This window comes from Tabrizicola sp., assembly GCF_016793705.1.
GTDB lineage: Bacteria > Pseudomonadota > Alphaproteobacteria > Rhodobacterales > Rhodobacteraceae > Tabrizicola.
This window is the reverse complement of the sequence record NZ_JAEULO010000045.1, coordinates 23,459-45,656: the sequence shown is the minus strand read 5'-3', so window position 1 is coordinate 45,656 and position 22,198 is coordinate 23,459. Positions and strand designations below refer to the sequence as shown.

Sequence of the window (22,198 nt, the reverse complement as noted above, 5' to 3'; positions counted from 1 at the left end):
GGTGGTGCAAGGTCCCCTTCTTCCAGCCTTCGGCACGGGTAGGGTCTTCGGGCATGTCCCGAAGACCTTTTCCGTTGCGAAGGTTGACCGTGCGGGAGGGACTGCCCTAGGCTCGCCCGATAGTTGTTGCCTTGGAGAGCCCCGACATGCGTATTTTCAAGACGTTCTTTGCCGCCCTGCTGGCCCAGGGCCTTCTGGCTGCGCCGCTTCTGGCCGAGGGCAAGTCGATCATCGTCCTCGATGCATCGGGCTCGATGTGGGGCCAGATCGACGGCCGCCCCAAGCTGGAAATCGCGCGCGAGGCGCTGGGGTCGGTGCTATCGGGCCTCGACCCCGCGACCGAGATCGGCCTGATGGCCTATGGCCACCGCGAGAAGGGCAGCTGCGAGGATATCGAACTGGTCGTCCCGCCCGCCGCCGGCACCGCTCAGGCGATCACCGATGCCGCCAATGCGATGAAATTCCTCGGCAAGACGCCGCTGACCGAAGCCGTCCGCCGCGCCGCCGCCGAGCTGAAATCGACCGAGGAGAAGGCCACCGTCATCCTGATCACCGACGGGATCGAGACCTGCGAGGCCGACCCCTGCGCGCTCGGGGCCGAGCTGGAGGCCTCGGGCGTCGACTTCACCGCGCATGTCGTGGGCTTCGGCCTGACCGCCGAGGAAGGCGCGACGGTCGCCTGCCTGGCCGAGAACACCGGCGGGAAATACATTCAGGCCAAGGATGCGGGCAGCCTGGTCGAGGCGCTCAAGACCACGGTCGCCGTGGTGGAACCGGAACCTGTGCCGGAACCCGAACCGACCCCGATGGTGTTGGAAAAGAACTTCGATCCGGTCATCGTCCTGGCCGAGGGGCAACCCGAACCCGCCGACGAGATCGTCGACGACGCCTATGTCACCCTGCGCCTTGTCCTGCCCGACGGTGCGCTGTCCGACGAGACGATCTCCGTCTACGGCCGCCAGACCGAACTTGTCCCGCCCGGGACCTACCGCATGTTCACCGAGTTGAACGACGCCAAGGCCGAGCAGGAGGTGACGATCACCGCCGATGCACTGGCCCAGCCGGTCGCGAACCTGAACGCCGGGGTGCTGAACCTGAAGCTCTACGCCTATCAGGGCGGCGAGATCGCCTCTGAAGCCTTCTGGGAAGTGCGGGGTCCGAACGATGTCTCCGAATCCGGCTACGGCCAGGCGCTGCATGTCTTCCCGGCGGGTGAGTACAGCTTTCTCGCCAGCCTTGGTGCGGCCAAAGTCGAAGAAACGCTCACCTTCGAGGCGGGCAAGCAGATCGACAAGGACGTGATCATCGGTACCGGCCTCGCCGTGGTGGATGCCACCTATGCCGAGGGGGTGAAGGTCGAAGGCGGCGACCATTTCGTCGAAATCTTCGGGGCGGCGAAGGACATCGACGGCAACCGCAAGTCGGTGGGCTACACCTATGGCGCGGGCGCGAAGTTCGACCTTCCGGCGGGCGATTATGTTGCCGTCGTCACTCTGGGCGCGGCCAAGGTCGAGGTGCCGTTCACCGTCAAGGTGGGTGAGCGGACCGAGATCACAGCCCCTCTCAATGCCGGGGTTGCGGCCTTCACCACGCCCACCGACGAGTTCATCGAGGTGCTGGCGGCAAAGCCCGACATCAACGGCGACCGCGCGTCCTTTGGCTACAGCTACGGCCCCTCGTGGCAGACCACGCTCCCGGCGGGGGACTATGTGGTCAGGGCCAGCAAGGATGACAAGCAGTCCGAGACACCGCTGAGCGTGAAGGCAGGCGAACGCACCGAACTGGCGCTTACCCTGCCCTGACCCCGCATGAAAAAGGCCGCCCGATGGGGCGGCCCGTTTCCTGATTATTCCGCCGATTTCTTCGGCGGCTCGCCGTCCGGTTTGCCTTCGCCCTTGGGCTTTCTCGGCCCGCGCGGACGCCGGGGCGCGCGCTCTTCCTTCGGTGCGGCTTCTTCGGTTGCCACTGCCGGTTCGGGCTCGGGCCGGGCGCGAGGCGCGGATTCCGGCGTCTCGATCAGGCCGGTGTCGTCGCCCGCATCCAGTTCGATGACGTCGCTCGCCATCGGCTGCTCCTCGGCGGGGAAGCTGCGCTCCTCGCGATAGTCGCGGTTGAAGTCCTGCCGCCGCTCGCCCCGCTCCTGCCGGTCGTTCCGGTTGTCGCGACTGTCACGATTGTCGCGGTCGCGCCGCTCCTGGCCCTCGGGACGGTCGCCGCGCGGCTGGCCCTGTTGCCCACCGTTCTGGCCGCCGTTCTGGCCACCCTGGCCCTGCTGCCCGCCGTTCTGCTGGTATTGCTGCTGCCGCGCCTCCTGCTCGGCGGCCATCTCGCGCGTCGCCTCGGCCAGCATTCTTGTATAGTGCTCGGCGTGCTGGAGGAAGTTCTCGGCCGCCACGCGGTCGTTCGAGAGCTGTGCATCGCGGGCGAGCATCTGGTACTTCTCGATGATCTGCTGCGGCGTGCCGCGCACCTTGCCCTCGGGGCCCGAGGAATCGAAGACGCGGTTGATGATGTTGCCGAGGGTGCGCGGGCGGTTCTGGTTGGAACGCGAGCGTTTCTTGGAGGAGCGCATCTGGTCCTTATGATGGCTTTGGCCTGCGACCGCCGCCCCTCATGGGCAGCAAAATCAAGGTCAGCAGGGCCGGGGCAATGCGTCAGGGGCAGGTGGGAACCCGCGCCCGACAGGGGCCACTAATCACAGGCGGACCCATGTGACAAGGGAAAACTGCGGAATTCCGGGGAAATCGGCGGGGTCAGGCACAACCGCAACGATCACCGCCGGGCTTGCGCGCCACCACCACCCGGTCGCGCCCGTCCATGTCGGGCAGGATACGGATGTCCTCGAGCCCCGCCGCCCGGAACAGAGCGCCGACCGCGTCGCCCTGGCTCGGCCCGATCTCGACCAGAAGCCGCCCGCCCGGCATCAGCCGCGCCGGGGTGCCCCGCGCGATGACCCGGTAGGCCTCCAGCCCGTCGCCGCCGGGGGTGAGCGCCAGATGCGGCTCCCAGTCTCGGACCTCGGGGGCGAGGCCTGCCATTTCGTCCGCCGCGATATAGGGCGGGTTCGAGACGATCAGGTCGAAGGCGCCCGAGACGCTTGCGAACCAGTCCGACCGCAGGAACTTCGCCCGACCCTCCAGCCCCAGGTCGGATGCATTTCCGCCGGCAACCGCAAGCGCCGCCTCGGAAATATCGACGCCCACCCCCCGCGCCATCGGCATGCCCATCAGGCAGGACAGCAGGATGCACCCCGTCCCCGTGCCAAGATCCAGCAGCTTGAGGAACGGTTCCGCCAGCGCCTCGGCCACCAGCGCCTCGGTATCGGGCCGCGGGTCCAAAGTGTCGCGGGTGACGCGGAAGCTGAGGCCCCAGAACAGCCGCCGCCCGGTGATCTGCGCCACCGGCTGCCGGGCCGCGCGCGCCGCGAGTGCCGCCTCGAAGGCTTGATCCTGCACCTCGGTCATTTCCTCGGGCAGGTGCAGCGTCAGTCTTTCGGGCAGGACCCCGAGCGCATGGGCGAGCAGCACCCTTGCATCGCGCGCCGCGCCCTCCACCCCCGCCGCGTCCAGCCGGGGGATGGCCAGCCGCAGCGCGTCGGACGCCTTCACCCGTCCATCTCCGCCAGCCGTTCCGCCTGGTCATGCGCCACCAGCGCGTCGATGACCTCGCCCAGGTCGCCGGCCATGACCTGCGGCAGCGCGTAAAGCGTCAGGTTGATCCGGTGATCGGTCATCCGGCCTTGCGGGAAGTTGTAGGTGCGGATGCGCTCGCTGCGGTCCCCGCTGCCAACCTGCGACTTCCGGTCTGCCGCGCGTTCGGAATGCAGCCGCTCCCGCTCCGCCTCGTAAAGCCGCGAGCGCAGCACCTGCATCGCGATCTCGCGGTTGCGGTGTTGCGATTTCTCCGACGACGTGACCACGATCCCGCTCGGCAGATGGGTGATCCGCACGGCGGAATCCGTGGTGTTCACATGCTGCCCCCCTGCCCCCGAGGACCGCATGGTGTCGATCCGGATGTCCGAGGCCGGGATGTCGATGTCGACCTCCTCCGCCTCGGGCAGCACCGCCACCGTCGCGGCGCTGGTATGGATACGCCCCTGCGCCTCGGTCTCGGGCACCCGCTGGACGCGATGCACGCCGGATTCGTATTTCATCCGGGCATAGACCCCCTCGCCCTGGATATGGGCCGAGAATTCCTTCAAGCCCCCGACCTCGCCCGCCTGCTCGCTGATCACCTCGAAGGTCCAGCCCATGCGCTCGGCATAACGCTGGTACATCCGCGCCAGATCGCCCGCGAAAAGCGCCGCCTCGTCGCCCCCGGTGCCGGGCCGGATCTCGATGATCGCCGGGCGCGTATCGGCGGCATCCTTCGGCAGAAGCGCCAGCCGCAACGCCTGCTCCATCTCCGGGATGCGGGCCTTGAGCCGCGGCAGCTCCTCCTCGGCCAGCGCCTTCATCTCGGGATCGGCCAGCATCGCCTCGGCCTCGGCGAGGTCGTCCAGCGCCTGCCGGTAGGCGTGGATTTCCTCCACCACCGGCTTCAGCTCGGTATACTCCCGGCTGATCCGTGCGATCTCCGAGGGCGCCGCCCCCGCGTTCAGCTGCGCCTCGAGGAACTCGAAGCGTTCGGTGATCTGGGCAAGCTTGTCCAACGGAACCATGTGGCGGGTTTCGCCCGGATACCCGCAAGGGTCAAGGGGCCGCCCCCGCCCCCATATTTCACATTGGCCGAAATATCCCCGCCGGAGGCATCCCCGATCCGCAGGGCGCTACCGCTGCGTCCGCGCCCAGTGGTAAAGGCAGATCAGCTCATAGGCGACATGCGCCCCGGCAATCGCCGTCGCTCCGGTGGTGTCATAGGGCGGCGAGACCTCCACGATGTCGCCCCCCACCATGTTGATCCCGGCGAGGTCTCGCAAACAGGCCGCCGCCTGCCACGAATGCAACCCGCCCCAGACCGGCGTCCCCGTCCCCGGCGCGGCGGAAGGGTCAAGGCAGTCGATGTCGAAGGTCACATACGTGGCCCCGTCGCCCACGATGTCCTTCGCCTTCGCCACCGCTGCCGCCACCCCCTTCTCATGCACCTCGCGCGCGTCGATGACATGGACGCCCAGGTAATCCTCGGTCGTCGTCCGGATGCCGATCTGGACCGAGCGCTTCGGGTCCACCAGCCCGGTCTTCACCGCCTTGTACAGCATCGTCCCGTGGTCGATCCGCGCCAGGTCATCATCGGGCCAGAGGTCGGAATGCGCGTCGAAATGGATCACACTCAGGGGTCCGAACTTTTCCGCATAGGCCTTCAGGATCGGATAGGTGATGTAATGGTCGCCCCCCAGCGTCACCGTCCCCGCCCCTGCCGCCAGGATGGTGCGGATATGCGCCGTCAGCGTGTCGGGGAAATCCGCGACCTTCGCGTAATCGAAGGCGAGGTCGCCGTAGTCGATGATCGCCATCTCCTCCAGCGGGTTCGTCGGCCAGCCATGGGGCGGGTCGTAGGGCTGAAGCGAGGACGCCTCGCGGATCGCGCGCGGGCCGAAGCGCGTGCCCGTCCGATGCGTCACCGCCTGGTCGAAGGGCACGCCCGTAATTGCGAGGTCCACCCCGGTCAGGTCCTTCGTATAGGTCCGCCGCAGAAAGCTCGTCGCCCCGCCGAAGGCGTTTTCAAAGGCATAACCCCGGTTGCCTTTCCGGGTGAAGGCCGTATCGACCTCCGTCTTCGCGTCTTCAAGGGCCATGATGATCTCGGGTCTTCTCGGCGCAGTCGTTCAGCGGAGACGCGCGGATCCGGTGCAGGCAGGAAACCCCTGCCCCGCCCGCATGTCAAGCTTTGATCAAATCACCCGATCCGGTGGCCTTCCCGCACCAGTTCGTCCGTCACGCCGCGGATCGCACGCTCCAGCGTCTCGACCACGAAATCCACTTCGCCCTTCGTGATCGTCAACGGCGGCGACATCACGTTCAGATGCCCGATGGGCCGCACCATCAGCCCCATCGCCTCGGCGGCATCGCTGATCCGCTTCGATTCATTCACCCCGTCCGGCAGCGGGTCCTTGGTCGCTTTCGAGGCCACATTCTCCACGCAGACCATCAGCCGCCGCCCGCGCACCTGCCCCACCAGCGGCAGCGCCTCCAGCCGCTTCAGCCGATCAAGGAAATAGTCCCCCACGACCGCCGCGTTTTCCAGCAAGCCCTCGTTCTCGGTGATCTCGATCGATTTCAGCGCCGCTGCACAAGACACCGGATGGCCGGAATAGGTAAACCCGCTGGTGAACCACCGCTCCCCCTTCGCCGCCATCGCCTCCCAGATCCGGTCGCTGAAGATCAGCGCCCCCAGCGGCAGGTAGCCCGAGGTCAGCCCCTTGGCGCAGGTGATCATGTCCGGCACCACGCCGAACTCCGCCTCGCTGGCGAACCAGTGGCCGAGGCGACCGAAGGCCGTCACCACCTCGTCGGCGATGAACAGGATGTCGTGGCGCCGACAGACCTCTCCCATCCGGCGCAGATAGCCCTCAGGCGGCACGATCACCCCGCCCGAGGCCTGGATCGGCTCGGCGATGAACCCGCCGATCCGGTCGGCCCCCACCCGCCCGATCAGCGCCTCGAACTCGGCCACCAACCAGTCGCAGAACTCTGCCTCGCTCATCCCTTCCGGGCGGCGATAGGGGTTCGGCGGGGTGAGGTGGTGGATACCGTCCTCCTTGTAGCGGAACTCGGCCACCCGGTCGCCGGGCCGCTTGCCCACCGATTGCGAGAGGTAGGTGGAGCCGTGATAGGAATGGTCCCGCGCCACGATGTCGGTCTTCTCGGGCCTGCCCATGCAAGTCTGGTAGTACCAGACCATCCGCACCGCAGTATCCACCGCCGTCGACCCGCCCGTGGTCAGATGCACCCGGTTCAGATCGCCCGGCGCCAGCGCCGCGAGCTTCGCCGAAAGCCGCGCCGCAGGCTCGTTCGTCACGTCGACGAAGCTGTTGGCAAAGGCTAGCCGTTCCGCCTGATCGGCAATTGCGCGCGCCATGTCCTTGCGGCCCAAGCCGACGTTGGTGCACCACATGCCGCCGACCGCGTCCAGATAGCGCCGCCCCTCCGCGTCCCACAGATAGCACCCCTCGCCCCGCGCGATGACCAGGCTGCCCTCCTTCTCGAACGGCCCGAAATTCGTCCAGGGATGCAAGGAATGCGCCCGGTCCATCTCCCACAGATCGGCGGGGGAACGGCTGTTCGGCAGGTCGAGGGTCATGGTTTTCTCCGGTCACTGACTGCGCAGTCAATGTAGCAGTTTGATCAAAACTCGGCCAGCCCCCTGTTTGTTCCAAAGTTAGCGGTGGGGCAAGATGTAGTGTCCAAAGGTTGATGAAGCCCCATCAGGACCCCGGCTCAACCACCGACATCCGCCAAACCCGATTCGGCAGTTTCATGCTGGCCCAAATATCCCCGCCGGAGGCATCCGACACCGGCCACCGGGTGCCGCAGGTCAGAACAGCTTCTGCTTCGCCTTCGCCACGCTGAACCCGCGCCCTTCCGCATTGGTGCAGGTCATCCCCGTCTTGGACGAGACGCAGGAGATGCCACCCAGCGACACCGCCTCGCCATAGGGCAGCACCGGATTCCCTGGGTCACGCACCGTGTCGCCGACGCAGAGGAGCTCGCCCTTCCCCGCCGCGCCGACACCGAACGCCATGCCCCAGTCCTGCTCGCAGCCGGCCGGGCGCTTTGTGTATGTTGGCGTGTAGGACCGCAGGTCGCAACGCGCCTCGGTACGGCCGTCGAAGGTATACATCGCGCAGTGGATGTTCCCCGTCGGCGACTGGAACCCGAAATAATCGTCGGCAAGGGCCGGGGTTGACGCCAGCAGCGGCAGCATCGCAACTAGAAGGGCTTTCACACCGGACTCCTCTTTCTCGCAAGGATCAATGACAGCACCTTAGCTGCGAGCACTGTTTCCGCCTAGCTCCGGATTGCCTCACCCCCATGTCGCGCCTCCTGCCCGCCGCCCTCGCCTATGTGCTTCCGGTCTTTGCCGCGGCCTTCGTCCTCGGGGCGCTGCGCGTGACGGTCCTCGCGCCGAAGGTGGGCCCGCTTGCCGCGGTGGCGATCGAGGTGCCACTGGTCCTCGCGCTGTCCTGGGTTGTTGCGGCCCGCGTGCTCCACCGCTGGCCGCAGCCGTCGCCGCTGCTCTGCGTCGGACTTGGCGCCCTGGCCTTCGGTATCCTGATGCTTCTGGAACTCGCCACCGCGCTGGCCTTCGGCCAGGGCGTGACGCAATTCCTGGCCGCCATGACCACCCCGCCCGGCGCGCTCGGCCTGGCGGGTCAGATCGGCTTCGGGCTGATCCCGCTGGTCCGTCAGGCCAGCGGCTGAGCCCGTTCCACCAGCCGGGCGAAGAAACTCGCGCCGACTGGCGCCGCCTCGTCGTTGAAGTCGAAGGCCGGATGGTGCAGCCCCGCCCCCGGGCCCGTGCCAAGGAAGAGGTAAGCCCCCGGCCGCGCCTCCAGCATGTAGCTGAAATCCTCCGACCCCATCTCGCGGCCCGCCCGCGCATCCACCGCCTCGGCGCCCGAGACCTCGCGCGCCACTTCAGCGGCGAAATCCGCCTCTTCCTCGTGGTTGATCGTCGCCGGATAGCCCCAGTCATAGTCGATCTTCGCCGTCACCCCATAGGCCGCCGCATGACCCTCGACGATCTCGAAGAACCGCTTCTTCAACAACGCCCGCACATCCGGCTTGAAGCAGCGGATCGTCGCGGAAAATGTCCCGTCCTCGGGGATTATGTTGGACGCCGACCCGGTATGGATCATCGTGACCGAGATGACCGCCTCGTCCAGCGCATAGACGTTCCTCGGGATGATCGTCTGCAGCGCCTGCACCATGCCGACGATCGCCACCACCGGATCGACGCATTCATGCGGCGTCGCCCCGTGCCCCCCGCGCCCCGTGACCCTGACCACCGCCGTGTCGACCGAAGCCATCAGCGGCCCCGGCGTCGTCTGGAAATGCCCGAAGGGCACGTTCGGCGCGTTGTGGATGCCGTAGACCTGGCCGATCCCGAAGCGGTCCATCATCCCCTCCTGCACCATGACCTGGCCCCCGCCGCCATCCTCCTCCGCCGGCTGGAAGATCAGCGCCACGGTGCCCGCGAAATTCCGCGTCTCCGCCAGATACTTCGCCGCACCCAGAAGCATCGTCACATGCCCGTCATGGCCGCAGGCATGCATCTTGCCGGGTACGGTGCTGGCATGGGCCGCCCCGGTCAGCTCCTCGATCGGCAGCGCATCCATGTCGGCGCGCAGCCCGATCACCGGCCCCTCACCCCGCCCCCGGATCAGCGCCACGATCCCGGTCTTCGCGATTCCCCCGTGGATCTCGTCCACCCCGATCTCGCGCAGCCGATCCGCGATCCAGGCCGCCGTGTCGTGGCAGTCGAACGCCAGTTCCGGGTGCTGGTGCAGATACCGCCGCCACCCCTTCATTTCCTCGGCGTAAGAGGCGATACGGTTCAGAACGGGCATGTCAGACTCCTCCGGACGTTGCCTTTGATCAAATCGCAAAACCCCGGTGGCCGCAATGACCCAATCCCGCCTTGACCGCGATGCCAGCGACCGACTCATCCACAACGGCGCAGGCATCGAACGGCTCCTGGAAATCATGGCCCGCCTGCGCGACCCGGAAACCGGCTGCCCCTGGGATATCGAACAAAGCTTCGCCACCATCGCCCCCTATACCCTGGAAGAAGCCTTCGAGGTCGCCGACGCCATCGACCGCCAGGCCTGGCCGGACCTGAAGGGAGAGCTGGGCGACCTCCTGTTCCAGACCGTCTATCACGCCCGGATGGCGTCGGAGGCCGGGCATTTCACCTTCGCCGAGGTGGTCGAAACCATCTCCGACAAGATGGTCGCCCGCCACCCCCATGTCTTCGGCGATCAAAGCCGCGACAAGACCGCCGAACAGCAGACGCAGGACTGGGAGGCGCAGAAGGCCGCCGAACGCGGCGCCTCCCGCACCCTCGACGGCATCGCGCAAAGCCTGCCCGCCCTCACCCGCGCGCTGAAACTCCAGAACCGCGCCGCCCGCGTCGGCTTCGACTGGCCCTCGACCGGCGAAGTCCTCGACAAGCTCACCGAAGAAGCGCGCGAGGTGGTCGAGGCCCGCGACACGCTTTCCCACGACCATCTCACCGAGGAAATCGGCGATCTCCTCTTCGTCATGGCCAATCTCGCCCGCCACCTGAAGGTCGACCCCGAGGCCGCGCTGCGCACCGCCAACGCCAAGTTCACCCGCCGCTTCGCCCGGATCGAGGACTGGCTCGCCGAAGCAGGCCGCAAACCCGCCGACAGCGACCTCGCCGAGATGGACGCTCTCTGGAACCGCGCCAAGGCCGAAGACAAGGCGTCGCGCTGACCGCCCGCGGGGCGTCGCTCACAATTCCGACAACTTCACTCAGGCACTTGACCCATCGGCCCCGCTCCGTTTAAGCGGGGAGCGAAACCCGACAAAAGGAGTCAGTCATGTTGCGTCTTTCCACCCTCGCCCTTCTTGCCTGCTCCACTCCGGTTCTCGCCCAGGAAATCAACGTCTATTCCCACCGCCAGCCCGAGCTGATCCAGCCCCTCGTCGACGCCTTCACCGCCGAGACCGGGATCAAGGTCAACGTGGCCTTCGTCGACAAGGGCATGGCCGAGCGGCTTCAGGCCGAGGGCGACCGCTCGCCCGCCGATCTCGTTCTCACCGTCGACATCGCCCGCCTGATGCAGATCGTCGATGCGGACGTCACGCAAGCCGTGCAGTCCGACGTGCTGGAGGCCAACATCCCCGCCGAACTGCGCGACCCGAACGACCACTGGTTCGGCCTGACCTCGCGCGCCCGCGTCGTCTACGCCTCGAAGGACCGCGTCGGCCCCGGCGAGGTCACCACCTATGAAGACCTCGCCTCGGACAAGTGGAAGGGACGGCTCTGCACCCGTTCGGGCCTGCATGACTACAACGTCGCCCTCCTCGGCGCGATGATCGTGCACCATGACGAGGAAGCCGCGACCAGATGGGCCGAGGGGCTGAAGGCCAACCTCGCCAAGAAGCCCGACGGCGGCGACCGCGACCAGGTCAAGGCGATTGCGGCGGGCGAATGCGACATCGCGCTCGGCAACACCTACTACATGGGCCAGATGCTCGCCGACCCCGAGCAGAAAGCCTGGGCCGAAACCGTGAACATCGTCTTCCCGACCTTCGAGGGCGGCGGCACGCACCTGAACATCTCGGGCGTCGCCATGACCAAATCCGCCCCGAACAAGGAAAACGCGCTGAAGTTCATGGAATGGCTCTCGGGCGACCATGCCCAGAAGATCTATGCCGAGACCAACTACGAATTCCCGGTCAAACCGGGCGTCGAGCGGTCCGATCTGGTGAAAAGCTGGGGCGAGTTCACCCCCGACGCGACGCCGCTGGCCGAGATCGCGGCGGCCCGTGCCGCGGCGCTGAAGATCATGGAAACGGTCGACTTCGACGGCTGATCCCACCCGTAGGTCGGGGCGTGCCCCGACTCCCTTGCAAGAGCGCGCCCCGGCGCGCTCTTTTCAGTTGCAGGTGATCAGCCGCGTGAAGGCCTGTGCCTGTTCGGCCAGCACCTCCGGCGCCATCCCCGGCCCTGCCCCACCGATCACCGGATCGACCCCGTTCTGCGCCAGGAACAGCTTGGCGATCTCGCCGCGTATCGCGAAGTTCACGTTCTGCGGAATGTCATCGTAGGCCTTGAGCGCATAGGCGATATCCAGCTTGGCCACCACCACCCCGACAACCTGACCCGCCGCATTGATCACCGGCCCGCCCGAATTGCCCGGCTGGACCGGGGCCGAGATCTGCATGTTGATGCCGTCGCCGCCCATCCCCTTCAGGCTGGTGACCGACCCGCGGGTCACGTTTAGACCGCCGAGCAGGTCGGGCAGCGGATAGCCCGCCACCGTGACGTCCGAATTCAGCCGCGCGGGATCGGCGGCAAAGCTGGCCGGCTTGGCGTGCGACAGGGCAGGCACCCGCAACAGGGCCAAGTCGAAGACCGCATCTTCCGCCACCACGCTGGCCGGTTCGCCATCCACCGACAGGCTGGCGCAGCCCGAGACGACATGCTGGTTCGTCAGCAGATACCCGTCCTCGGACACGATGAACCCGGTCCCGAACCCCACCGCATGGGGGCCGGAGGCCGCCACCGTTTCCCCTCCCGTGTCTGGAACCCGTGCGGAAGGTGCCGGGTCCGGCGTCTCGCGCTCGTCCATGATCCGGGCCAACGTCTCGATCCCGGTGGCCAGTCGCCCGGAAGAAACTCCGATGGCCGGAGCATAGCCCGGCGCGATGCTTCCGGTGATGGCGGCAAAGGCCCCGGCATCGCTGTCGGCTGCGGCGATCATCAGTGTCGACCAGCTGCCGCCCCGGTAATCCGATCTGGTGTACAGGCTGATCCCGCCCGAGGTCCGCGCCGAGGTGATCCACAACAGCGGGCGGCGCACTGTGTAGACCTCTCCGATGGCCCTGCCTGCCGTGTATTCGTGATACCCTTGTGCGGCGCGGCCATTGTCGATGGTCATCGAATAGCCAATCGACCGGCCCCGCACGTTCAAGTTGACGAAGACATCTGACGGCGCGCCGTCGATCAGGGCGGCGGTCGGAACCAGGAACGACATGTCCAGCGCCGAGTTGTACTGCCGCTCCCAGCCTTCCGCATCAAGCGCCTCATAGGCGTCGAGCGCAGCGAACAGCGCATCCGCGTTGGTCACGATTGATGTGCCGCCATTGGCCAGCGTGTAGCGCTCCAGCGCCCGCTGGCTGGCCTGGCCCCAGGCCCCGTCGATCATGCCGTTGTAAAAGCTGGCAAAGGCCAGCCCGACCTGAAGGAAGCGCTTCTCCTGCTCGGTCAACTGGCGGGCGTCGAATTCCTGGCCCAGTTCCTCGGCAGTATAGGCCGACAGCGGCCCGATGGGCAGGACCAGAAGCAGGACAAGGATCAGCGCACGCATGTCGTTTCTCCCGGTGGCAGAGCCAGTGGCATGTCCCCGACCAGATCAGGCCAAATGGGCACGATTGTGGAAGGCTTCGGGTTTTTCCCGGCCTGCCGGGTCGGCTCACCCCCCGAACACCCCCGTCCAGACCATCCCCAGCCCGACCAGCGACCCGGCCCAGCCCAGGGTCAGAAGCCAGCCGCCAAACCGCGACACCACTGGCACGTCTTCCGCTGTCGCCTGGGTCTCCACGCCCACCCAGCGCAGCCCGTGCCGCAACCAGCCCAACCGCACCCCGGCCCGGGCCTGCGTCGCGCCAATCCCGGCCCCGATCACGAGGTTGAGCAAGACACGGGTCAACTCTGCAATCCCGCTCGCCTGCACCAGCGCCCCGCCGCCGACCATCAGCCCGACCCCGCCGAACCCCACCCAGAGCCGCCGCGCCTCGCCCAGCCAGGCCCCGACCAGCCATTCGCTGCCGAACACGGCGCCGACGAGAAGGGCAATCGACAAAAGCGCGTGCATGAAGGTCCCCTTGCAAACCTGTTTGCGCGGGACCCTAGCCCATCGACGACACGGAAACAGGTCTGAAATCCCTGCCCCAAACCTTTCCAGTTCCTTAACGTCCGCAAACAACCCTTTGATTCCAAACGCTGCGATTTTCTGTCCACCGTGGACAGCTACCCCATGAACTCCACTGACAAGACTGTCGGCAGATGCTTGGCGACCTCCTGCCACGTCTCCCCCTCATCCCGGCTGAGGTAAACCGACCCCGAGTTCGTCCCGAAGGCCACCCCGCCCTCCGTCGAGGCCATCCCCTGCCGCAGCACCGTGAAGAAGCAGTCCCGCTCCGGCAATCCCTCGCCCTTCCCCGCCCAGCTCTCGCCCCCGTCCTCGGTCTTCCAGACCATTGCCCTCGCATCCACCGGATACCGCCCCGAGGAATCCCCGTTCAGCGGGAACACCCAGAACACCCCCGGCTTCGTCGGATGCGCCGCCACCGGGAAGCCGAAGGTCGAGGGCAGCCCCTCCGTCACCTCCTCCCAGACCGCCCCACCGTCGCGCGACCGGTAGACCCCCTGGTGGTTCTGCATGTAGATCAGCCCCTCCGCCGCCCCGAACGCGAGGTTGTGGACGCAACTGAAGATCTCGTCCTCCTTCCGGAACTCCTCGCCATCCCAGTGCCGCTCCAGCGCCCCCGCCGGGCCTGCCCGGTTCCCCCGCCGGTTCCGCTGCACCCAGCTCATCCCGCCATCCCGGCTCTCGAACACCCCCGCCGCCGAGATGCCGACCCAGAGCCCCCCCTTCTGATCCGCCAGGATCGTGTGCAGCACCAGCCCCGCCGCCCCCGGCATCCACTGGTCCGCCCCCGGCTGGTCGGTCAGCGCCTCCAGCCGCCGCCAGCTTTCGCCCCCATCCAGGCTCTCGTACAGATAGGCCGGCTTCGACCCCGCCAGAACCCGGTCCCGGTCATGGCACAGCGACCAGAGCTGCTCCGCCCCCTCGAACGGCCCCTTCGACACCGACCACTCCCCCCCGCGCCGCCGCCAGACCCCGGCCCCATGCCAGCCGCTGCCCCCCGCCGCGAAAATCTCCCCGTCGCGCCCAATCGCATGGTTGATCGGCCAGCCCTCGCAGAACGGCCCCGTCACCTTCCGCCCGCCCTCCAGCACGAAGAGTCCCTTCGTCGTCCCGACCAGAATGTCCATCATGAGCCTCCCGCACCTGACCGGGAAAGCCTACACCGCCAACCCGGCCTTGCACGCAGGATTTTCCTGACCGTCTGGACAAATTTCCTGCCATACCGCTTACTCGCCGCGGCAGAAGGAGCCCGACATGCCCCGCAAGATCATCATCGACACCGACCCCGGCCAGGACGACGCCGTCGCCATCCTCCTCGCCCTCGCCTCGCCGGAACTGGAGGTCCTCGCCCTCACCACCGTCGCCGGGAACGTGCCCCTCCCCCTCACCACCCGCAACGCCCGCCAGATCGTTGAACTCTCCGGCCACCAGATCCCCGTCTACGCCGGCTGCGACGCGCCCTTGAGGCGCAAGCTCGTCACCGCCGAATACGTCCACGGCAAGACCGGCCTCGACGGCATCCCGCTGCCCGAGCCCTCACTCCCCCTCCAACCCCAACACGCCGTCGACCACATCATCGACACCCTCCGCGCCCACCCGGCAGGCACCATCACCCTCTGCCCCCTCGGCCCCCTGACAAACATCGCCACCGCCTTCCTCCGCGCCCCCGACATCATCCCCCGCGTGGCCGAGATCGTCCTGATGGGCGGCGCCTATTTCGAGGTCGGCAACGTCACCCCCGCGGCCGAGTTCAACATCTACGTCGACCCCGAAGCCGCTGACATCGTGTTCAAATCCGGCGTTCCCCTTGTGGTCATGCCCTTGGACGTCACCCACAAGGCCCTGACCTCCCGCGCCTGGGTGGAGGAGATGCGCGCCCTCGGCACCCCCGTGGGCCAGGCCGTCGCCTCCTGGACCGATTTCTTCGAACGCTTCGACACCGCCAAATACGGCTCCGAAGGCGCCCCCCTGCACGACCCCTGCGTGATCGCCTACCTGATCGAGCCCGCCCTCTTCCACGGCCGCCACATCAACGTGGAGATCGAGACGGGATCGGAGCTCACCCTCGGCATGACCGTCGCCGACTGGTGGCGCGTGACGGGGCGAGAGCCCAACGCAATGTTCATGGGCTCCGTGGACCGGGAGGGGTTCTACCGGCTGTTGACGGAGCGGTTGGGGAGGTTGTGAGGTGAGGATACAGAGGGCATACACCACCGTAGTGATGTCTTGAAGTCCGTCACTTCAGCAGTTTGTCATATCGCGATGTGTCAAAGATCTTCTCCGACTTCAGCCGACGAAGAGCTTCAAGACGCTCTCTCTCGTCAAGGGCATCGGAAAAGGCAACCACCTTACGGCCAAACACACCTGCGTCTGCCCTCGGCGAGCTCCCCTCGCCGAACGGGAGCGCATACTGTCGATCCGAATCGCGGCGGCTCATACTCCACCAACAGAGTTGTCAAGGTCCAAAAGCGAAACCATGATGAGATCCTCGTACCGTGCAGGACCATCTAATGCGATTCTAAGCCTTGGCAAAGCATTTTTTACGTCTCCCTTGAGATACGTGCCGCCTTCGGCCTTTCGGTCACGCTCAGATCTAAAGAACTTAAGATAATTTCTTGGCGCGATACCATCGAACTGTTGAAAGAACACTTTACTTTCAGAATCTGCGGGATCTTCCGTAATTGCATCATAGTGAAGCTTTGTCGCATGACTCTTTAAATACGGCTCAATGTAAACAACCTTTACGATCCCTGACGCAACAATATGTCGTGCGCAGTTATGGCACGGATATGTGTTGGTATACAGTGTCGATCCAACAAGAGAGTGCTTACCTTCCCTGGCAACTGAGAGAATTGCCTCCATCTCTGCATGAATCGAACGAGAAAACTCCGTAAGCGCATCAACAGGCGTATCAGACAGATGCGCCACAACATCAGCCAGCTTTGTCCCCTTCTTTACGAAGTCTGCGTTGAGCAGCAAAGAAGAGATAGCTCTTGTAATGCCATTGCGGGTTACTTCATTGTGACAGCAGTTGCCACCCCAATTGTAACACCGATTGTCAATCGCGGATTCAGTTTTTGTATCTTCGTCATAAAGCCCTCCGCCGAACTTTGGTACATCGTTCCAGCCCATCCCGATGAACTCACCGCGGGACGAAACTATCGTTGCTCCAACTTGGCGAGACAGACAGGCTGAGTTACCAGCAACAGCGTTTGCCTTGTACATCGCCGCCTCAGCTTTCGTAGGAGTCTGCACGCCAATATCAAATACCAGCCCCAAAAACCTACGAATCTTTCTCTTCAACTCGTCCAGAGTACTATCATTACAGACAAACCAATCCGACTGCGTGAAGACTTTCCGGGTTGCTTGTCCAAATGACCACTTTTCCCCTTTGTCTCTCTGAAACAATTGATCAACGACTTTCTGATAAACTTCTTGAAAATTTAAGCGAGCACTCCTCTGAGCATCAGGAGCAAACACGCCAACAAGGACCAAGGTTTCCTTGTAAATCTTTCGTAGGAGCCTCAGCTCATCCAGATTCTTAATCGAGTCGATAACATATGCAATTCGTTTTGGAATTATAGCGCCTTCATCGAATGCACCGAATGACTTTCTGGACCGATGAATCGACTCAACAATCCGCTTTGAGAGGTAATCCTCACCAAATCTCTTGCGAAGCGCATTCCCTGCGTCCTGCATTGAAGCAACGTACTTCTCCAAGTTGGACTTTTCGCAGCTCTCAACACCCACCAAGTGCATTGATCGCCTGATAATGGCGGAAACGGAGATGATTTCAGGAACCATGTACTTGTAGGTGTTCTCAAGCTCTTTCTTAAGCTCTGAAGCAGTGGTAGAGCAGCCTGAACCTACTGGACCGACAAGAGCAAAAACCAACTCCTGAGATAGACGATCATCAATTGTCTTTGCTAGTTTCTTGCTTTCGGCATCAGCGATCTCGGTCGATGAATGCAAGTTAACAACAGGGTTACCCATGACTGTGTCGAATCTCTCTTACTCTGCTTTCAGTTGCGATATTGCCAAACATTCTTGTTCGAACCAACATCATTCGTCACGCTTAAAGGTTCCCGCTTTTTCCAGTTAGTCAGCCTTAAGTCTACCGCATGACCAACGTCTGTTGACAAGGTCGAAATCTACACACTCGACCTTAACCCTCCCTTAACCACCCCCTTAACAAACCCCTAACGCCCACGCGCAACCCATTGCCTCCAAAGCATAATCCGAAAATGTCCACCGTGGACAGACGGAGTCCCTTGGCTAGCCCCCACCTCACCCCAGCGGCAGGATGACCGAGAACCGGCTCCCCTCGCCCACCACGCTCTCCACCCGGAGCCACCCCCGGTGCCGGCTCACGATGTGCTTCACGATGGCCAGCCCCAGCCCCGTCCCCCCCATCTCGCGGGACCGATGCGAGTCGACCCGGTAGAACCGCTCCGTCAGCCGCGGCAGGTGGACCGGATCGATCCCCTCCCCCTCGTCCGCCACCTCCACCCGCACCGCCGGACCGCGAGCCGTCTCCTCCGGGGAAAGCGTGACCCGCACCACCTGCCCCGCGCCGCCGTATTTCAGCGCGTTTTCGATCAGGTTGGTGAAGACCTGGGTCAGCTGGTCCGCATCCCCCGGCACCACCACTGGATCGCCCGACAGCTCCATCCGGTCCCCCGTCTTCGCCGCCACGCCCGCCAGCGAGGAGATCACCCCCTCCAGCAGCGCCCGCAGGTCCACCGGGTCGCGCGGGCGGACCCTCTCCTCCGCCTCGACCCGGCTGAGCTGCAACAGATCGCGGACCAGACGGTTCATCCGGCCCGCCTCGGTCGCCATGATCTCCAGGAACGCCTCGCGCGCCTTGGGGTCGTCCTTCGCGGCATGCTTCAGGGTCTCGATGAAGCCCATCAGCGCGGTGAGCGGCGTGCGCAGTTCATGGCTGACATTGGCGACGAAATCGCGCCTCATCTCGCCCGCCCGCTCCGCCTCCGTCACGTCGCGGAAGATGCAGAGCACGACGTCACCTTGGTCCGAAACCGTGACCTGGAACACCGCCTCCTGCCCCTCGCGGCGGAGCACCATCCGCGCCTCCTGCACACCGCCCTCGCGGGCGACCGCCCCGATCGCCTCCAGCACCGCGGGCGCGCGGACGGCCATCGCGGGATGGCGGCCCGCGATCCCCTCGCCCAGGAGCGCGCGGCCCGGGGCGTTCACCGCAAGAACCCGGTCGTCCTGCCGGACCAGCATCGCGGGCAGCGGCAGGCCGGAGAGCAGGCCTTGAAGCTCGACTTCGGTCATTCGGCAGACTTCTCCTCATGATTGTGGAAGCGACCCTTGTCTTGCGCGGGAATACCAGTAAATTCCCGGTTGTACATGTAACGCGGTGCGGATCCGGTTGTTGTCCGGAACAATGGTCGGCCCCGGCGTGAGTCCTTAAGACAGACGATTTGGCGGCGCCTCACTTGATGAGAGGTGGAGAGATGTCGCAAAAACTGAGGTGCCTGGTCATCGGAATTCCCGAGGCGAAAGCGGCCGAGGGCAGCCTTCGGCCCGAGGAATTCGCCTCGATCGACCTGACCGACCTTGACGGCTACCTGCCCCTGCCCGCTACGCTGGAGTTGGTGGTTGCGCCATTGTTCTGCATGACCTTTGACGCGTTGGAGATCATCGAGCGGCTGGGGGCGCAGGACTTTCGAAAGACGTTGCGGGTGGTGGCGCCGAAACTGCCGAACCGGCAGATCGTGCTGCGGGAGTTGCGCAGTCATGCGGCGCGTCAGGGCATCACCATCGAACTGATCGAGGAAGGCCCGGCCGAGTCTGGCGGGGCATAGTCAGGCCGGGCCAAGGCCGGTTTTGAAGCGCCGGGCATTGGCCTGGTAGCCGGCGGCGGAGGCGATGAGTTTCGCCCGCGTGGTCTCGTCCAGTTGCCGCACGACCTTGCCGGGCGCGCCCATGACCAGCGAGCCGTCCGGGATCTCCTTGCCTTCCGTGATCAGCGCGCAGGCCCCGATCAGGCAGCCCCTGCCGATCTTCGCGCCGTTCAGCACCGTGGCCCCCATGCCGATCAGCGTGCCATCGCCGATGGTGCAGCCGTGCAGCATGGCCTTGTGGCCGATGGTGCAGTTGGCGCCAATGGTGAGCGGATAGCCCATGTCGGTGTGCAGGACGCTGTTCTCCTGCACATTGGTTCCGGCGCCGACCCGGATCTCCTCGTTGTCGCCGCGGATCACCGCGCCGAACCAGATCGAGGCCTCGGCCTCGATCACGACCTTGCCGATCAGGGTGGCTTCCACTGCGACCCAGGCGGAGGGGGCGATGGTCGGAGCGATACCGTCGAGGGCATAGATCATCGGGCTTCGAACTCCTCGTTTAGCTCACGGACGAAGGCGGAAAGCTGCGGCTGGCGTTCCCGTTTCAGGCGCTCGGCGGTCAGGATGGTCTTGAGGCCTTGGAAGGTCTTCTCAAGATTATCGTTCACCAGCACATAGTCGTACTCGGCCCAGTGGCTGATCTCGTCACGGCTTTTCGCCATCCGACCGGCAATGATCTCATCGCTGTCCTGCGCGCGGGAACGCAGACGACGGTCAAGCTCGGCGATGGAGGGCGGCAGGATGAAGATCGACACCACATCGCCGCGCATCGCCTGTTTCACCTGCTGGCCGCCCTGCCAGTCGATGTCGAAGACAGTGTCGGTCCCGGCCAGCATCGCGGCTTCGACGGGCGCGCGGGGGGAGCCGTAGAAATTGCCGAAAACCTCGGCATGTTCCAGCATCTCGCCTTGCTCAACCATCGCCCTGAACGCCTCGCGGCTGCGGAAATAATACTCGCGACCGTCCTCTTCCCCAGGCCGGGGTTTCCGCGTGGTGGCCGAGATCGAGAAACGCATCGTCGGGTCCCAGTCCATCAACATCCGCGAGAGCGTCGACTTGCCCGCGCCCGAAGGAGAGGAAAGGATGAGAAGAAGCCCGCGCCGGGTCATGCGTCATTCCACATTCTGAACCTGCTCGCGCATCTGGTCTATCACGGTTTTCAGGTCAAGGCCGATCCGGGTCAGCGCCAGTGACTGCGCCTTGGAACACAGCGTGTTCGCCTCGCGCATGAATTCCTGCATTAGGAAGTCGAGCTTGCGGCCCACCGGAGCGGGGTCGGCGACATGGGCGCGGGCCGCAGCCACATGGGCGATCAGGCGGTCCAGCTCCTCGGTCACGTCGGTCTTCACTGCAAGCAGCGCAAGCTCCTGCGCCAGGCGGGACGGGTCGACGGCATCCGTCGCGGCGAGGACGCGCGCCAGCCCCTCGCGCAGGGTGTCGGCCTGGGTCGCGGCGCGGGTGGCGGTCTCACGCTGCGCTTCGGCGGTCAGCGCGGCGATCCGGTCCAGCTGGCCGGTCAGCACCGCGGCCAGCGCCTGCCCTTCCGCGCCGCGCATGGCGTGGAAATCGGCCAGCAGCCCCGGCAGGTCCGCCAGGAGGGCCGCGCGCAACGGGGCGGTATCCGTCTCCTGCACCGCGGCGTCGATCACCCCGCGCAGGGTCAGCACATCCGCCGCCGTCGGCTGGCGCAGGGTCACGCCGGCGTCCATCGCCGCCGCCTCGACCCGGCCAAGCGCCGCCAGCGCCGCCGCGAGCGCCGTCTCGTTCAGCCGGAAGGCGGTGTCGTCCCGCCCCTCGTCCTGCACGAGTTTCAGCGTCAGGCTGACATTGCCGCGGGTGACGGCTTTCTGCACCTCTGCCCGCAGCGCCGCTTCCAGCCCGTCGATCCAGTCGGGCACCCGAAGCCGCAGGTCCAGCCCCTTGCCGTTGACCCCTCGCAGGTCCCAGACCCAGGCATGGCCCGACCCCGCCCCGCGCCGGGCCGCGAAACCTGTCATCGAGATCATGGGCCCCTCATCCAACCGCCGCGTGCGATATTTACCATTTGATTAGATTTCCAACCGAATCCAGACCATCCGGGGTATTTTCCCTTCATGGCGCGAGGGGCGGCCCGCCCGCAAGGGCCGGATGCGGGTGGAGGAGACAAAGATGACCCTGAGCTTTTTCGACAGACTTCGCCCGCGCCGCGAGCCACCGCCGCTTCCGGTTTTCGAAGGCCTCGCCCAGGTGCGCGGCTATTGGGAGGGGCTCCGCGAGGCCGGAGCGCTGCCGCAGCGCGCCGCTCTCGATCCGCGCGGCCTGAGTGGGGTGCTGGACCGGGTCTTCCTGGCCGAACGGGTTGGGCGCGGGCTGGTCCAGCTGTGCGTCGCCGGGTCGGGGCTTGCCGATTTCGCGGGAATGGACGTGCGCGGCCTGCCTCTCTCTTGCCTCTTCACCCCGGAGTCGCGCCCGCTGCTGGCGCAAAGCGTCGAGGCGGTCTTCGACAGGCCCGCCGTGGCCGAGATCGACCTCGGGTCCGAACGGGGCGAGGCGCTGGCGGCCCGCCTGCTTCTCTTGCCGCTGGCGGAGCTGTCGGGCAAGAAGCTGCTGCTGGGCGCGGTCAGCGTCGCGCCGGGGGCAGCGCGCGGCAAGTTCCGGGTCCGGGCGCGGCGGGAGGAGGCCCTGCCGCCCGGCACGGAGGCGCCGGTCGAGCCGCCCGAACCCCAGCCGATCCGCCGCTTCGGCCATCTGGCGCTGGTTCACAGCACCGAATGAAAAAGCG

The 22,198-nt window shown here is 65.6% G+C and carries 22 protein-coding genes; 7 read left to right on the top strand and 15 right to left on the bottom strand.

Features of this window, described 5'->3' with window-relative positions; genetic code table 11:
• Positions 1–146 precede the first annotated feature (146 nt).
• Positions 147–1,802, top strand: a complete 1,656-nt coding sequence (locus JNJ68_RS12815) for a VWA domain-containing protein (protein ID WP_294982769.1) — start codon at positions 147–149, stop codon at positions 1,800–1,802.
• A gap of 44 nt (positions 1,803–1,846) precedes the next feature.
• Here JNJ68_RS12815 and JNJ68_RS12810 read toward each other — a convergent pair whose 3' ends face one another.
• From JNJ68_RS12810 to JNJ68_RS12785, 6 genes are all read right to left on the bottom strand, one after another.
• Positions 1,847–2,572, bottom strand: coding sequence for a DUF4167 domain-containing protein (locus JNJ68_RS12810; protein ID WP_294982768.1), 726 nt, complete (start codon positions 2,570–2,572; stop codon positions 1,847–1,849).
• A gap of 181 nt (positions 2,573–2,753) precedes the next feature.
• Positions 2,754–3,608 (bottom strand): peptide chain release factor N(5)-glutamine methyltransferase, encoded by an 855-nt coding sequence (prmC, locus tag JNJ68_RS12805; protein ID WP_294982767.1) that lies wholly within the window; start codon positions 3,606–3,608, stop codon positions 2,754–2,756.
• The gene (prfA, locus tag JNJ68_RS12800) at positions 3,605–4,660 is read right to left on the bottom strand and encodes a peptide chain release factor 1 (protein ID WP_294982766.1); all 1,056 of its coding nucleotides are present in this window, start codon (positions 4,658–4,660) and stop codon (positions 3,605–3,607) included. The genes prmC and prfA overlap by 4 nt, the downstream gene beginning before the upstream one ends.
• A gap of 108 nt (positions 4,661–4,768) precedes the next feature.
• Positions 4,769–5,734: an agmatinase gene (gene speB, locus JNJ68_RS12795; RefSeq protein WP_294982765.1), complete on the bottom strand. Its 966-nt coding sequence runs from the start codon at positions 5,732–5,734 to the stop codon at positions 4,769–4,771.
• 101 nt (positions 5,735–5,835) lie between these two features.
• Positions 5,836–7,239 carry an aminotransferase gene (locus JNJ68_RS12790; protein ID WP_294982764.1) on the bottom strand — a complete coding sequence of 468 codons (1,404 nt, stop codon included), beginning with the start codon at positions 7,237–7,239 and terminating at the stop codon, positions 5,836–5,838.
• A 234-nt stretch (positions 7,240–7,473) separates the two neighbouring features.
• Positions 7,474–7,884, bottom strand: coding sequence for a DUF6636 domain-containing protein (locus JNJ68_RS12785; RefSeq protein ID WP_294982763.1), 411 nt, complete (start codon positions 7,882–7,884; stop codon positions 7,474–7,476).
• 86 nt (positions 7,885–7,970) lie between these two features.
• Between JNJ68_RS12785 and JNJ68_RS12780 the strand changes: the two genes are divergently transcribed.
• Positions 7,971–8,360 carry a hypothetical protein gene (locus JNJ68_RS12780; protein WP_294982762.1) on the top strand — a complete coding sequence of 130 codons (390 nt, stop codon included), beginning with the start codon at positions 7,971–7,973 and terminating at the stop codon, positions 8,358–8,360.
• Here the strand turns inward: JNJ68_RS12780 and JNJ68_RS12775 are convergent.
• On the bottom strand, positions 8,345–9,508 hold the full coding sequence (locus JNJ68_RS12775; RefSeq protein ID WP_294982761.1) for a M20 aminoacylase family protein: 1,164 nt from the start codon (positions 9,506–9,508) through the stop codon (positions 8,345–8,347). The genes JNJ68_RS12780 and JNJ68_RS12775 overlap by 16 nt on opposite strands.
• A 55-nt stretch (positions 9,509–9,563) precedes the next feature.
• Here JNJ68_RS12775 and mazG point away from each other — a divergent pair, with 55 nt between their 5' ends.
• Together mazG and JNJ68_RS12765 are read left to right on the top strand one after the other, a co-directional pair.
• On the top strand, positions 9,564–10,397 hold the full coding sequence (mazG, locus tag JNJ68_RS12770; RefSeq protein WP_294982760.1) for a nucleoside triphosphate pyrophosphohydrolase: 834 nt from the start codon (positions 9,564–9,566) through the stop codon (positions 10,395–10,397).
• A gap of 107 nt (positions 10,398–10,504) precedes the next feature.
• Positions 10,505–11,503 (top strand): Fe(3+) ABC transporter substrate-binding protein, encoded by a 999-nt coding sequence (locus JNJ68_RS12765; protein ID WP_294982759.1) that lies wholly within the window; start codon positions 10,505–10,507, stop codon positions 11,501–11,503.
• A 63-nt stretch (positions 11,504–11,566) separates the two neighbouring features.
• Here JNJ68_RS12765 and JNJ68_RS12760 read toward each other — a convergent pair whose 3' ends face one another.
• The 3 genes from JNJ68_RS12760 to JNJ68_RS12750 form a co-directional block, all read right to left on the bottom strand.
• Positions 11,567–13,000, bottom strand: a complete 1,434-nt coding sequence (locus JNJ68_RS12760; protein WP_294982758.1) for a serine protease — start codon at positions 12,998–13,000, stop codon at positions 11,567–11,569.
• Positions 13,001–13,105: 105 nt separating this feature from the next.
• A complete protein-coding gene (locus tag JNJ68_RS12755) occupies positions 13,106–13,507 on the bottom strand; it encodes a hypothetical protein (RefSeq protein ID WP_294982757.1) in 402 nt (133 codons plus the stop codon).
• A gap of 155 nt (positions 13,508–13,662) precedes the next feature.
• Positions 13,663–14,691, bottom strand: a complete 1,029-nt coding sequence (locus tag JNJ68_RS12750) for a sialidase family protein (protein ID WP_294982756.1) — start codon at positions 14,689–14,691, stop codon at positions 13,663–13,665.
• A 127-nt stretch (positions 14,692–14,818) separates the two neighbouring features.
• Between JNJ68_RS12750 and JNJ68_RS12745 the strand changes: the two genes are divergently transcribed.
• Positions 14,819–15,751, top strand: a complete 933-nt coding sequence (locus JNJ68_RS12745; RefSeq protein ID WP_294982755.1) for a nucleoside hydrolase — start codon at positions 14,819–14,821, stop codon at positions 15,749–15,751.
• A 246-nt stretch (positions 15,752–15,997) separates the two neighbouring features.
• Here JNJ68_RS12745 and JNJ68_RS12740 read toward each other — a convergent pair whose 3' ends face one another.
• Together JNJ68_RS12740 and JNJ68_RS12735 are read right to left on the bottom strand one after the other, a co-directional pair.
• Positions 15,998–17,557: an anti-phage dCTP deaminase gene (locus JNJ68_RS12740; RefSeq protein WP_294982754.1), complete on the bottom strand. Its 1,560-nt coding sequence runs from the start codon at positions 17,555–17,557 to the stop codon at positions 15,998–16,000.
• Positions 17,558–17,851: 294 nt separating this feature from the next.
• Positions 17,852–18,865 (bottom strand): ATP-binding protein, encoded by a 1,014-nt coding sequence (locus JNJ68_RS12735; RefSeq protein ID WP_294982753.1) that lies wholly within the window; start codon positions 18,863–18,865, stop codon positions 17,852–17,854.
• Positions 18,866–19,047: 182 nt separating this feature from the next.
• Here JNJ68_RS12735 and JNJ68_RS12730 point away from each other — a divergent pair, with 182 nt between their 5' ends.
• A complete protein-coding gene (locus tag JNJ68_RS12730; protein ID WP_294982752.1) occupies positions 19,048–19,398 on the top strand; it encodes a hypothetical protein in 351 nt (116 codons plus the stop codon).
• Here the strand turns inward: JNJ68_RS12730 and JNJ68_RS12725 are convergent, their stop codons facing one another.
• From JNJ68_RS12725 to JNJ68_RS12715, 3 genes are read right to left on the bottom strand one after another with little or no spacing between them, the layout of a single operon-like run.
• Positions 19,399–19,917 carry a gamma carbonic anhydrase family protein gene (locus JNJ68_RS12725; protein ID WP_294982751.1) on the bottom strand — a complete coding sequence of 173 codons (519 nt, stop codon included), beginning with the start codon at positions 19,915–19,917 and terminating at the stop codon, positions 19,399–19,401. It abuts the gene before it with no gap.
• The gene (gene gmk, locus JNJ68_RS12720) at positions 19,914–20,546 is read right to left on the bottom strand and encodes a guanylate kinase (RefSeq protein ID WP_294982750.1); all 633 of its coding nucleotides are present in this window, start codon (positions 20,544–20,546) and stop codon (positions 19,914–19,916) included. Before gmk ends, JNJ68_RS12725 begins: the two co-directional genes overlap by 4 nt.
• Before the next feature lie 3 nt (positions 20,547–20,549).
• On the bottom strand, positions 20,550–21,443 hold the full coding sequence (locus JNJ68_RS12715; protein ID WP_294982749.1) for a YicC/YloC family endoribonuclease: 894 nt from the start codon (positions 21,441–21,443) through the stop codon (positions 20,550–20,552).
• 142 nt (positions 21,444–21,585) lie between these two features.
• Here JNJ68_RS12715 and JNJ68_RS12710 point away from each other — a divergent pair, with 142 nt between their 5' ends.
• Positions 21,586–22,191, top strand: a complete 606-nt coding sequence (locus tag JNJ68_RS12710) for a PAS domain-containing protein (protein ID WP_294982748.1) — start codon at positions 21,586–21,588, stop codon at positions 22,189–22,191.
• Positions 22,192–22,198: the final 7 nt, after the last annotated feature.